Raw genomic sequence first — 12,855 nt, 5'->3', positions numbered from 1 at the left:
CCGAATAAATACTTTTAAGTATTATTTTTGATTATTTTTAGTGAAAATGAATAAGATGAAGATTGCATTGGCTTCAGATCACGCTGGATTTGAAAAGAAACAGGTGATTATGAATTTTTTGAAAGAACAAGGGATCGAATTTAAAGATTTTGGCGCATATTCCGATGAGAGTTCCGACTATCCGGATTGGGCTCACCCCATGGCAAAAGCGGTAGAAGATGGAGATTTTGAGTTGGGAATTTCGCTTTGTGGAAGTGGCAACGGAATTAACATGACAGCCAATAAACATCAGCAAATTCGCTCAGCCATTTGCTGGACTCCTGAGATTGCAGAACTGGCCCGTTTGCACAACGATGCGAATGTTTGTGCCCTGCCTGCTCGTTTTATCAATGATGAAGAAGCCCTTCAAATTGTAAAAACGTTTCTTTCAACGGATTTTGAAGGGGGCCGTCATGTGCGACGAATCAATAAAATGCCTTTAAGCTAGTTATGTCACACGAGAAAAAACAATTTCTGGAGGAATCTGCGAAAATTGCGCCCGATAAACGACATCGGGCTACCATTAAATTCAATATTTCGAAATATGACGCAGCGGTGGATCGGGGACGAAAACGTTATTCTGATCTGGCTTTGGCCAAAGCGCGTGCATCATATATCAAAGGCGAAGCTATTGGTCAATTAGCGGATTACCTGCTGGAATTTGAAAAAAACAGCCAGGCGAACGGCGCCGAGGTCATTTGGGCCGAAGATGCGCACGAAGCCATTCAGGCTGTTCAGCAAATATTGAAAGAGAATAAGGCTAGTTTGTTGGTCAAAAGTAAGTCGATGACCACCGAAGAAATTGAGCTCAATCATCATGTTGAAGCGGTTGGTGTGGAGTCGCTTGAAACCGATTTGGGTGAATACATTGTACAAATAGCAGGTGAAAAACCTTACCACATTGTTACGCCGGCTATGCATAAATCGAAAGAAGATATTGCTGAGCTTTTTCATGAGAAATTCGACACGCCGGAAAAAAGTACACCCGAATATTTAACCAGCTTTGTGCGGGGTTTGCTTCGCGAAAAGTTTACCCAGGCCGAAGTTGGAGTTACTGGTGCTAACTTTTTGATTGCCGATAAAGGTGCCATTGCCTTGACCGAAAATGAAGGGAATGCCATGATGACTTTCTCTTTTCCGAAAATTCACATTGTTATAGGCGGAATTGAAAAAGTGATTCCACGATTGCAGGATTTGGGCTTAATGTGGCCCCTGCTGGCAGCTCATGGTACCGGACAGCAGGTTACGGTTTACAACTCCATTGTTTCCGGACCAAAACAAGCGGGCGAGACCGATGGGCCGGAGAAAATGTATGTGATTTTACTGGACAATAAGCGGAGTGAGTTGTACCAAAAGGATGATCAGTTTGAAGCACTGAAATGCATTCGTTGTGGTGCTTGCTTAAACGCCTGCCCGATTTATAAAAATGTAGGAGGCTACACTTACGATGCCACTTACAGCGGCCCTATTGGTTCTGTCATTACCCCTTTCCTAAAAGGCTTTTCAGAGTATAATCACTTGAGTTCGGCATGCTCCGTGTGTGGAAAATGTAGTGAAGTGTGCCCGGTAAAAATTCCGCTGCACAACATGTTGTTGTACAACCGGCGCGATGCTGTTGAGCGCGGCGATACGCCTGCCTTGTGGAACATGGGAATGAAAGCGTTTGAATTTGCTTTTATGAAGCGGAAACGTTTGGATTTGCTCAATGGAAAAACCAAAAATCAATTGGGTAAACTGCAACAAAATGCCTTGGGCGATCAAAAATCCCTGCCAACATTTGCTAAGGAATCATTTAGTCAACAATGGAAAAATAAACACTAAATTATGCTTTCAAATACATGTAAATATGCCATTAGGGCTTTAATCTATCTCGGTAAATTCAGCGATGGTGATGGAACCAAAATCGGTATCAAGAAAATTTCAAGCGATTTGGATATTCCCACTCCCTTTCTTGGTAAAATTCTTCAAAACCTGGTCAAGCAAAAAATTTTGGTTTCCACCAAAGGACCCAATGGCGGTTTTGGCTTAGGCAAGGCAGCCGAAGAAATTTCACTTTACGATATTGTGACGATTATTGATGGGGAAGATTTCTTTAAAAATTGCCTGATCAGCATGGAACCATGTTCTACCCATCACGAGAGTGGACAACCTTGTCCGGTGCATAAAAGCTTTTCAGAAGTTCGTCAGAAACTTTCAACCTTTTATTCCGAAACAACGTTGGCAACCATCATCGAAGACATGGCCGGGCACGAAGACCTGATTAAAATGTAAACCATATTCATTCCGGCAGGCCGTCGGAGCACGAAAAGAGGAGGATCGAATCATGGCCGGAATTTATATTCACATTCCATTTTGTAAGACCAAGTGTCACTATTGCGATTTTTATAAATCCACCGACTTTGGGGCAAAAACCGATTTTTTAGGCGCGCTGAAACAAGAAATAGCCGAGCGCAAGAACGAGCTTCAAAACGAAGCAATTGCCAGTATTTATTTTGGAGGAGGCACGCCTTCGGTATTGAAAATTGAAGAAATCAACGACATCCTGACCCTGGTGGGTGAACACTATCAGCTGGCCGAAGATGTGGAAATTACGCTGGAAGCTAATCCTGACGATTTATCAGAAGCCTTTTTAGAAGGGCTAAAAACAACGATCATCAACCGACTGAGTATCGGTACCCAGTCCTTCAACGATCACGACTTAAAAAGCATGAATCGCCGGCATAACAGCCGGCAAGCTTTAACATCCATCCGTGCGGCACAGGAAGCCGGCTTTCAAAACATCAGCATCGACTTAATCTACGGGTTGCCAAATCAAACGCTGGCTGACTGGGAAGCCAACATTGATCAGGCCCTGGCGCTGAATGTTCAGCACATTTCGGCTTACCACCTTACTTACCACGAAGGCACGGTTTTTTACGATTATCTGAAAAAGGGAAAAATCAAGGAATTGCCCGATGAATTAAGCTTAGAGCAGTTTAAGCACTTGTTGAGCCGGTTGGAAGAAGCCGGTTTTGAGCAATACGAAATTTCAAATTTTGCCCGCAATGCCGCTTATTCGCGGCACAATAAGGCCTATTGGGAACGGAAAAAGTACCTCGGATTTGGCCCCTCAGCGCATTCGTTTGATCATCAATCCAGACGATGGAATGTTTCCAGTTTACGAAAGTACCTGCAGGCAATGGAACAAAAGTTACCTTACTGGGAAACGGAAATCTTGTCGGAGCAGGACCAGTATAACGACTACATGATTACCTCGTTGCGAACCAAATGGGGCATTTCAACGGAGTATTTAACGCAGAATTTTGCAGCTAAATATGTTCAGCATTTTCAAAAAGAAGCTGAAAAATATGTCGCCAGCAAACACCTTAGTTGCGAAAATAAAGTCTACAAATTGTCCGTTGAAGGCTTGTTTATTTCGGACAAAATCATGGAAGAATTGTTCTACATTGAATAGGTTTAAATTTTGTTAATTGCGTGATCATAAGGCGCAGACTTGCAATATTTATCTATCTTTGCAGACTGAAAAAATGCAAGCTATGGAAGTGAAAATTGTTAACCAATCGAAGAATGAACTGCCGGCATACAGCACGGCCTTATCTGCAGGAATGGACTTACGTGCTGACCTGGAACAACCCATTGTTTTAAAACCACTGGAACGCACTTTGGTTCCAACGGGTTTGTTTATCGAATTACCAGCTGGTCATGAAGCACAAATCCGGCCGCGAAGTGGCTTGGCAATCAAAAAAGGAATTACGGTTTTAAATACGCCAGGAACAATTGATGCGGATTATCGTGGTGAAATTAAAGTGATTTTGGTTAACTTATCCAACGAAGAATTTGTTATCAATCATGGAGAACGAATCTGCCAGATGGTGATTGCCAAACACGAAACAGTGAGCTGGCAACCTGTTCAGATTTTGGAAGAAACTGAGCGCGGAGCTGGTGGCTTTGGACACACAGGCAAAAATTAATACAAAAAATGACCTTGAAAAGACTGACATATCTTTTAGTATTCGCCCTGATTTTTACGTCCTGTTCAACGGCACAGAAACAATTGGTGGCAGAACCTGTTGTGGAAGTCGAAAAAGGCGATCAGTTATCTGATGATCAGCGCAATGAATTTGAGTACTTGTTTATTGAAGGGCTTAAGCAAAAGAAATTAGGCAATATTCAAAATGCTGTTTCCATCTTTTCCCGCTGTTTGGAAATCGACCCGAATTCCTCGGTGGCCATGTACGAAATGGCAAGTATTCATTACGCCAACAAAGACCTGACCAGCGCCTCACTCCTGCTGGAAAAGGCCATCAGTATCAATTCTGAAAATAAATGGTACAAACTGATGTTGGCCGAAATCTATCGCCAGCGTCAGCAGTTTAACGAAGCAGCTGGCTTGTACACCGAATTGAGTACCCTGGAACCGGAAAACCTGGAATATCGGTATTATAAGGCGGTGCTGTTGAGCATGGCCGAAAATTATTCGGAAGCGCTGACAGCCTACGAAGAGCTGGAGAAAAAGACGGGTTTAAACGAACAAATATCGGTTGCCAAGCAACAAATTTACGTGTCGTTGGAGCAACCCGACAAAGCTGTTGAAGAAATCAACCGTCTGATTGAGTCCAACCCTGAAGAACCTCAATACTACGGGCTGATGGCGGAGCTTTATCAGCAGTTGGGCGACTCGGTGCAAGCCCTCAATTATTTCAACAAAATACTGGATATTGACCCGGAAAATGGCTTTGTTCATTTTTCATTGGCCAACTACTACATTGAGCAAGGCAATAAGGAAAAGGCGTTTGATCACATCAAAATGGCGTTTGCCAACGCCGACCTCGATGCTGAAAGTAAAATTCAGTATTACATGCTGCAAACGTCCAACGCCGAAAATTCGGATTGGAGCAATGAGCAAATTGATGAGTTGTTGGATATTCTGCACAAAACCCATCCGGATGACAACCGGATGTATACCATTTATGCCGAACATTTGATGCGGCAAAATAAAATAGAAGAAGCCCGCAATTATTTGAAACAATACCTGGAAACGGACAAGGAAAACTTCGTGATCTGGCAACAGCTGTTGTTTATGGATAATGATTTAATGGATTTTGAAAGCTTGTACACCAACAGCAAAGAAGCCATTGAATTGTTCCCCAATCAGGCCGTGCTTTATGCGCTTCATGCTGTTGGGGCATTACAGCTAAAAAAGTACGAAGAAGTGATTGCCGTGGTTGAAGAAGGAGAAACCTATGTGCTGGATAACCAGGCATTGAAAGTTCAGTTTGAACTTTATAAAGCAGAGGCCAACTACAACCTTGGCCGGGTGAAGGAAGCCTTCAAAGCGTTTGATGAGGTGATTAAACTGGATCCGAATAATTACATGGCCATCAACAACTATGCGTATTACCTGTCCTTACGCGGTCAGGAGCTTGAAAAAGCCGAGCGTTTAAGTGGAAGGGTGGTGCAGGCTAATCCGGAAAATCCAACCTACCTGGACACCTATGCCTGGGTGCTGTTCCAGCGCGAAAATTACCAACTGGCTAAGTTCTACATTGAATCGGCCATAAGCAATGGTGGCGCTGAAAATTCCGTTTTGCTTGAACATTACGGCGACATTCTTTACAAGCTTGGTGAAACCGACAAAGCACTTGAAAATTGGAAAAAAGCGCATGCGCTTGGCGAAGGCACCGAAGTGTTGGAACAGAAAATTAAAGAATCACGATTTATTGAAAATAAGATCCCTTGAAAACACGTTTTTACCGCCCGTATATCTACCTGATACTTGTTGTGTTGCTGGGTTTTTCTTCCTGCAAAACCAGTAAAATGGTGACCACCGAAAGCGTTCGGCCCATTAGCACCAACCGCCTAATTAAGAAAGTTCAGGAAAAAGCCTTTGACTATGATATGCTGGCTATTAAACGCATTATTTGTCAGTTTGAAGGACCTGATGAGAAGGCCTCCTTTCGGGCTAACCTGAAATCGGAAAAAGATAAGCAAATCCTGCTTACCATCAGTAAAATCAACATTCCGCTGGCGCGCCTGCATTTAACACCGGACAGTGTGAAAATGGTGAATTACCTGAAAAAGGAGTACCTGGAAGAAAATTATCACTTTTTAAGCAATCTCGTTCACATGGATCTGTCCTTTCAGGTGGTTCAATCCATCATTAGCAACGAAGCTTTTTCGTATTACGAAGGTCCGAAAAGCAGTGATTTCAAAGAGTTCGTTTCTTACACGGATTCGGGAATGTACGTTCTGCAATCGGTTAAAAACCGAAAACTGAATAAAATAGAGCGTAAGGGAAAAGACGATAAAATTGACCGGTACCTCAAAAAGATGAACGGTGAAGATTTTATTGTGCAACGCCTGTATATTGATCCGCAAACCTTTAAAATCCGGAAAATTATTCTGGATGATCAGTCTAACGAACGTAAAGTAACGGTTGATTTTTCAGAATTTGTGTCGGTAGGTCGCCAGCTTTATCCCGGTGATATTGACATTCGGTTTGAGAATGCGGAAAAAGATTTGTCGATGCAGATTAAACTGAGTAAATTTTCCACCGAAAAAGACCAATCGTTTAATTTTAACATTCCGGATAAGTATAGCCGGATGAACTAGCCCTATTTAAGCAATGAGAAGCCTTCTGTTGAGCTTTGTGTTCTTTCTTGTCTCTTTGTCCCTTTTGGGACAATCATTGACGGATTTGCGCGCTAAAAAGGTCAATACGTCACAGGTGATTAAATATACTTCGAGTTTACTGGAAAAAGCCCGGCAGAATGAAAAAGCCAGCCTTGGCAAGTTGCAATTGCTGAACTCTCAAATTCAAAACCGAAACCAGCTGATTCAGAATATCAATGATGAAATTTCGTTTCTGGATGGCTACATTGATGAAAATACGGCTGTTTCATCCATGCTCAACGGCGATTTGGAGCAGTTGAAAAAGGAATATGCTGCGATGATTCGTTTTGCCATGAAGAACAAGAACAGCTACGACATGCTGATTTTTCTTTTGTCTTCAGAAAACTTAAACCAGGCTTACAAGCGCATGCTCTACCTCAGGCGCTATGCCCAATACCGGAAATCTCAGGCTGAAGTGATTCAGGCCATAAGCAGTTTGCTGGAGGAAAAAGTTGCGGAACTGCAGGAACAAAAGGCGCAGAAAGCCCAGTTGCTGGCCAGTAAAAATGAGGAAACGCAACAGTTGTTAAGTGAGAAAAAGCAACAAAACCAGCAAGTACAAAGTCTTCAACAAAAACAGCGAACTCTTCGTAAAAAACTGCGCGACCAGCAGAAAGAACAGGAAAAACTGAATCAGGAAATTGAACGTCTGTTAGCCGAAGAAGCCCGCAAGGCACGCGAAAAGGGCTCTTTTGAAATGACCCCGGAACAAAAACTGTTAGCAGCTAGTTTTGAGGAAAATAAGGGACGTATGCCTTGGCCGGTTGAACGCGGTGTGATAACCGAACGTTTTGGCGTCCATGCTCATGCTGTTTTGAAAAACATCCAGATAAAAAGCAATGGCATTGACATCAGTACCGATGAGGGAGCGCAGGCTCGTTCCGTGTTCAATGGCGAGGTTAGCCGGGTGTTTGCCATTTCGGGTGGGAACATGGCCGTTATCATTCGGCACGGAAGCTTTTTAAGTGTTTATTCCAATTTGAAAGAAGTTTTTGTAACTGCCGGACAACAAGTTAAAACGAAGCAAACCATCGGAGCTGTTTTCACCGATTCTTCGGAAGGAAATAAAACGGTGCTGAAATTTCAGGTATGGCGCGAAAATCAAAAATTAAATCCGGAACATTGGATTAGCCGCTAAAAAAAAGAAGATGGAATCAACCTGTGATCCCATCCTTTATATGATTTGAAGGCGGTTTTCAATCGAAAACAAGTGCCCTCAAAATAGACCTTGAAGAATACATTTTATAAGGTTCCAATTTGACCTGCTTACAGATTAGCCACCCGACTCAAGGCTTTAATATCAAGCAGCTTAATCTTTCTTCCCTGTAAGTCAATCAGCTTGTCTTGTTTGAACTCAGACAGCAAGCGAATGACACTTTCCGTGGCTGTTCCTACAATGTTGGCCAGTTCTTCCCGTGTTAGCGAAATTTGCAGGGTGTTCGAATTGTCCAAGTCAAAAGCCTCTTTCAGCAAAAGCAATACTTCAGCCAACCGTTCGCGAACGGTTTTTTGAGCAATATCGGTAATGTAATCATTGGCTTCGCGTAATTCCTTGCAAACAATTTGAAGCATATGATGTGAAAATTGCCAGTTGCTTTGAATGAGAAACTGTAGGGTTTGGTAGGGAATATGGCATAAAACAGCCTCTTCGATTACCTTGGCGGTGGTGCAGGCCGACTCCTCACTTAAAAGTGAACGGTAAGCGATGATCTCCCCTTTTTTGGCAAAACGGATGATCTGTTCCTTGCCATCAATTCCGGTTTTCAAAATCTTGACAATGCCCTTGGTAACACAATAGAACCCGGTTAAACGGCTTCCTTCCCGATAAATGATACTTCCCTTTTTGAATAACGAACACGTCTTCTCATAATTAAGCTGAGCAAATTCCTGTTCGGTTAATTTTTTAAATAATTGAAAGCCTGAAAGTTCGCATTCTTCTTCTGTAGGTCTGTTAGTTGAACTTCTCATGAACCGTTATTTGTTAATATTGGATGAATAATGTTGATAATCGATTTTAAATATACAATGAACATTTATATTTGTAAAACTATTTAGTTATATATTTTAATACCTGAATTTTCAGGGTAAGTATAACGAGTTAATTGTTAAAACTGAAATTGTTATGAAACACATTGTTGACCTCGCCTGGAAAGAAAATATGGCTTTTGAAACGGAACAAGACGGACACCCACTAATCATTGATGCCGGGGTTGAAAGTGGCGGAAACAACTTGGGCTTTCGCCCCAAAAAATTGATGCTAACGGCCTTGGCTGGTTGCACTGGTCTGGATGTAATTTCCATTCTGAAAAAGATGAAAGTGGTACCGGAAGCTTTCCATGTGATTGTTGAAGGCGATGTGAGCGAAGAGCATCCCAAGAAATACGTTGAAATGAAGGTGATTTACCAGTTTAAAGGAAAGGATTTGCCGCTTGCAAAGTTGCAAAAGGCGGTGAATCTGTCCGAAGAAAAATACTGCGGCGTAAGCGCTGTTTATAAGGATGCCATGAAATTAACCAGCGAAATCAGGGTGATTGATTAAAGCAGAATGAACCGAACAAATCTTTTTACTGACGAGCACGAAGAGCGGATTTTTAGAATTCTGCCAATCTGCGATTTGAAGGAAGAGGAGCGAAGGCAAAATCAACTGCCTCACCTGCATAATTTTTACTCCATTTTCTGGATTCAGAGCGGACAGGCAGTGCATGCCACTGACTTTGTGGAATACGTCATTGAAAAAGACACCTTACTTTTTGTGCCGCCAGGCCTGAAACACCGTATGGTTTTGGATCAGATTGCAACCGGCTATTCCATTCTTTTTAACGAAGAATTTTTGCGTTATAACCGGAAGGAGTACACCCCGATAAAAGAGTACGACTTGTTTAACAACCCTGAATTCAAGACCTTGATAAAAGTGGAAGGCGACACCAAGGTGCAGCTCAACCTGTTGGTGAAAGCCATGATGGATGAAGTGCAGCAGCCGGATAAACATAGCCAGGATGTTGTCTTGAACTTGTTGCATCTGTTCTTGTTGCACTCCATTCGGATTTTTGAAACCCAATACCAACCAATTAGTGAGGAGGAATCGGACAGCTTGACCATTATCCGGTTTAAAAAGCTGATTGAAGAAAACTATACCCGCGAAAAGAGTGTGTCCGCTTATGCCGATATGCTTCAACTCAGTCCGACTTGTTTGAGCGAGGTTGCTAAAAAATCGTCGGGGATTACTGCCGGAGAAATGATTCGAAACCGCATTATTGATGAAGCTAAACAAAAATTGTTTGCCACGGATATGAGCGGAAAGGAAATTGCCTACACCCTGGGATTTGAAGACCCATCCTACTTTAGCCGCTTCTTTAAGAAGTATACAGGCTTAACAATCAAGGATTTTAGGGATAGGAGTAGAAAAAAGTACCAGTAAATCCGATTTTTGTCCATTTATTCAGACCTAAAGGTCCTTTATTTTTGTAGCTGAATATTAACACTCAAAAATGAAACAGTTATGAAAACACTTAAATTGAAAAAATGGGCCGTTTTAAGTTTGGCTATATTGGTAAGTTCAGCAGTTTTTGCAGGGAATTATGTAGTAGATGCTTCCAACAGCACCGTAAGCTGGAATGGCAAGAAAGTAACCGGTGAACATTATGGTTCGATTGATATAAAAGAAGGTTCGTTAGAAGTGATTGATGGCGAAGTTAAAGGTGGTACGGTTGTTATTGACATGCAATCGATTAAAAACGAAGACCTGACAAATGAGGAATACAACCAGAAACTGGTTGGACACCTGAAATCAGATGATTTCTTTTCCGTGGAAACCCATCCTATAGCCAGCCTGGTACTCACCGAAGTTAAAAAATCGGGCAACAGCTATACATTTACCGGCGATTTGACGATTAAGGGAACTACCAAACCAGTTAGTTTTCAGGCCACATCAACCACTCAAAGTGGCGGTGTTACTTTGGAAGGAAAGTTGGTAATTGATCGCTCAGACTATGACGTTAGGTATGGTTCCAAGTCGTTTTTCGACAACTTGGGCGATAAAATGATTTACGACGATTTCACTCTTGATTTCGTTGTTGTAGCAAAAAAATAAAGGAAGGAAGGAGGGAACAATGGCTATTGTTCTTTACAGATCAGAAAGCAGGGGGACAGCTGATCATGGCTGGCTCAAAAGCCGGCACACGTTTAGCTTTGCCAATTACTATTGCCCGTCGCGCTTAAATTTTGGGGCCTTGCGCGTGTTGAACGATGATTATGTGGAGCCTAAAATGGGCTTTGGAACGCATCCTCATGACAATATGGAAATCATTTCCATCGTGCTGGATGGCCAGCTGGAACATAAAGACAGCATGGGCACAGGATCCATCATTAAAAAGGGTGAAGTTCAGGTGATGTCAGCCGGTTCAGGCGTTACACATTCTGAATTTAACCCATCTTCGGAAGAGCCGGTTCGTTTTTTTCAAATTTGGCTGTTTCCGAATAAGAAAAATGTGACACCACGCTATGATCAGGCCTATTTTGATCCAGCGGATTTACAAAATAACTGGCAGCTGATTATTTCTCCGGATGGGGCAAATGATTCCATGTGGATTCACCAGGATGCTTGGTTGTTTCGCGGAAATTTCGAGGCTGGACAATTAATCAATTATCAGCCGAAAAACCCTGAAAACGGTGTTTTCCTCATGGTTATTGAAGGCGAAATTGAAGTAGCCGGTCACGTGCTTTCCCGGCGCGATGCAGTGGGCTTAACCGAACTGGACGGGAAGCTGCCAATTCAAATTGAAAAAGAGAGTCAATTGCTGTTGATGGAAGTCCCAATGGCAATTTAGCAATGAAGGAGAAAGAAACCTGGATGATGATTCATTCAGGTTTTTTAAGGCCAAATTTCAGCCATATTTGACGGCAGGGCATCCATGCGAATCAGGCGAATATTAAAGTCGGTCCGGTCTTCGCCCTTGACTTCAAAAACAGCCTTAAAATTGGATGATTTAAGCGCTTTCAGCTGCTTGTTGAATGGCTTCATTTTTAAAGGATCGGTAAAGTATTTGAGCAAGGCCATGTTGCCAATGTCATTGTCGCACAGGAAAAAAAGAACCTGGCGTTTATCCGGTAATTCAAATTGAGCCACCACAGCATGCTCATAGTTTAGGTAATCGGTTGACCGGTTATCAAAATGAAGGGTGGTATCTGCAGTGTGATATTCCAACATGGTTTCTTCTATTCGATAAGTTAAGCCGAGTTTCTCAACGGTACTTTTCAATTCATGCAAGGTTTTAAATGAGCCGACAAACAGCAGATTTTGATCGCGAAAATCATCAATTTTAATTCGAGATGAATAGTCCATTTTTAAACTGAAATGACCTCCGCCAAACACCTGCATGAGGTAGAATAAGCCAATTGGAGCTTGGTTGTTGATGTAGGTCAGGTTGGTTTTTTCCATGTGTCCAACCAATTCGGGGTGGCTTTGAAGGAAAGCATCAAAATCCTGGTCAGAGTTAATCCTGCTGTCCCGGATACTTCCTTTGTCGCTTGAAGGAATGGGGCCACGGTAGAAATAATGATCTCCTAAAATCAGCTTGGTGGGATGACCACCAGCGAAAAACGCTTTCCAGAAATCAATGGTCACCGGGTTGCTGGAAATAACCAGCTGGAAGAGCAGAATACCAATCAGAAGCAACAAGCTGGAGGCAGCCAGCCAAGGTGAAAACCGGTACACTTTTCGCTTCAGCGATTTAATGGGCGAGTGGTTGAAATGAATGGCATATTGTCCTTTGGGAAGTTCAAAGATCAACTCATCTTCTTGCCCTTCCTGAGCATAATATTCCTCCAGTTTTTTCCGAAGGTTATGCATGTAGACCCGCACGTTGACTTCTTTATCCGGATCATATTTTTTACCAAACACATCGGCGGCAATCTGAAACTCTTTGGGCTTTTCCCCTTTTAAAGAGCAGCTTACCAGATATTTCAACAGCTCGCGGTTAACCGGCGACTTGGAAAAAGTATGGCTTTCAATCAGGCGGCTGAGGGAGCGTTTGATATGGGAATGATCATTTTGCAAAGCGTTGATAGACAGTGTTGTAAAATTGATTTTTAACGTTGACTTTACGGCTTTAATCACGTATCTTTTTCAAAAGTAGCAAGAAGCCG

Annotated in this window: 14 protein-coding genes; 12 read left to right on the top strand and 2 right to left on the bottom strand. The window is 42.4% G+C overall.

The annotated features are described in order from the left end of the window. The first annotated feature begins 46 nt into the window (after positions 1-46). The 8 genes from rpiB to Q1A18_RS08225 all read left to right on the top strand — a co-directional run bounded on the left by rpiB (position 47) and on the right by Q1A18_RS08225 (position 7,849). Positions 47-487, top strand: a complete 441-nt coding sequence (gene rpiB / locus Q1A18_RS08260; protein WP_299578473.1) for a ribose 5-phosphate isomerase B — start codon at positions 47-49, stop codon at positions 485-487. A gap of 2 nt (positions 488-489) precedes the next feature. Beyond that, positions 490-1,860 carry a lactate utilization protein B gene (locus Q1A18_RS08255; RefSeq protein WP_299578472.1) on the top strand — a complete coding sequence of 457 codons (1,371 nt, stop codon included), beginning with the start codon at positions 490-492 and terminating at the stop codon, positions 1,858-1,860. A gap of 3 nt (positions 1,861-1,863) precedes the next feature. Further along, positions 1,864-2,310, top strand: a complete 447-nt coding sequence (locus Q1A18_RS08250; RefSeq protein WP_299578471.1) for an Rrf2 family transcriptional regulator — start codon at positions 1,864-1,866, stop codon at positions 2,308-2,310. Between the two features lie 52 nt (positions 2,311-2,362). Then, complete coding sequence (gene hemW, locus Q1A18_RS08245; RefSeq protein WP_299578470.1) at positions 2,363-3,493, top strand: radical SAM family heme chaperone HemW; 1,131 nt, start codon at positions 2,363-2,365, stop codon at positions 3,491-3,493. Between the two features lie 82 nt (positions 3,494-3,575). Beyond that, positions 3,576-4,010 carry a dUTP diphosphatase gene (gene dut, locus Q1A18_RS08240; RefSeq protein WP_299578469.1) on the top strand — a complete coding sequence of 145 codons (435 nt, stop codon included), beginning with the start codon at positions 3,576-3,578 and terminating at the stop codon, positions 4,008-4,010. Between the two features lie 8 nt (positions 4,011-4,018). Then, entirely contained in the window at positions 4,019-5,779 is a 1,761-nt protein-coding gene (locus Q1A18_RS08235; RefSeq protein ID WP_299578468.1) for a tetratricopeptide repeat protein, read from the top strand. Beyond that, positions 5,776-6,651, top strand: a complete 876-nt coding sequence (locus Q1A18_RS08230; protein WP_299578467.1) for a DUF4292 domain-containing protein — start codon at positions 5,776-5,778, stop codon at positions 6,649-6,651. Before Q1A18_RS08235 ends, Q1A18_RS08230 begins: the two co-directional genes overlap by 4 nt. A 13-nt stretch (positions 6,652-6,664) precedes the next feature. Then, complete coding sequence (locus Q1A18_RS08225) at positions 6,665-7,849, top strand: peptidoglycan DD-metalloendopeptidase family protein (protein WP_299578466.1); 1,185 nt, start codon at positions 6,665-6,667, stop codon at positions 7,847-7,849. Positions 7,850-7,977: 128 nt separating this feature from the next. On the opposite strand, the gene Q1A18_RS08220 is transcribed toward Q1A18_RS08225, so the two are convergent. Continuing rightward, positions 7,978-8,679, bottom strand: a complete 702-nt coding sequence (locus Q1A18_RS08220; RefSeq protein WP_299578465.1) for a Crp/Fnr family transcriptional regulator — start codon at positions 8,677-8,679, stop codon at positions 7,978-7,980. 154 nt (positions 8,680-8,833) lie between these two features. On the opposite strand from Q1A18_RS08220, the gene Q1A18_RS08215 reads away from it, so the two are divergent. From Q1A18_RS08215 to Q1A18_RS08200, 4 genes are all read left to right on the top strand, one after another. Then, complete coding sequence (locus Q1A18_RS08215; protein ID WP_299578464.1) at positions 8,834-9,250, top strand: OsmC family protein; 417 nt, start codon at positions 8,834-8,836, stop codon at positions 9,248-9,250. A 6-nt stretch (positions 9,251-9,256) separates the two neighbouring features. After that, entirely contained in the window at positions 9,257-10,129 is an 873-nt protein-coding gene (locus Q1A18_RS08210; protein ID WP_299578463.1) for a helix-turn-helix domain-containing protein, read from the top strand. 81 nt (positions 10,130-10,210) lie between these two features. Next, entirely contained in the window at positions 10,211-10,801 is a 591-nt protein-coding gene (locus Q1A18_RS08205; protein WP_299578462.1) for a YceI family protein, read from the top strand. Positions 10,802-10,820: 19 nt separating this feature from the next. Further along, a complete protein-coding gene (locus tag Q1A18_RS08200; RefSeq protein ID WP_299578461.1) occupies positions 10,821-11,537 on the top strand; it encodes a pirin family protein in 717 nt (238 codons plus the stop codon). 44 nt (positions 11,538-11,581) lie between these two features. Here Q1A18_RS08200 and Q1A18_RS08195 read toward each other — a convergent pair whose 3' ends face one another. After that, positions 11,582-12,826 (bottom strand): helix-turn-helix domain-containing protein, encoded by a 1,245-nt coding sequence (locus Q1A18_RS08195; protein WP_299578460.1) that lies wholly within the window; start codon positions 12,824-12,826, stop codon positions 11,582-11,584. Positions 12,827-12,855 lie beyond the last annotated feature (29 nt).

It is taken from the genome of uncultured Sunxiuqinia sp. (assembly GCF_947495665.1).
Taxonomy (GTDB): domain Bacteria; phylum Bacteroidota; class Bacteroidia; order Bacteroidales; family Prolixibacteraceae; genus Sunxiuqinia; species Sunxiuqinia rutila.
This window is presented reverse-complemented; position numbering and strand designations above follow the sequence as displayed.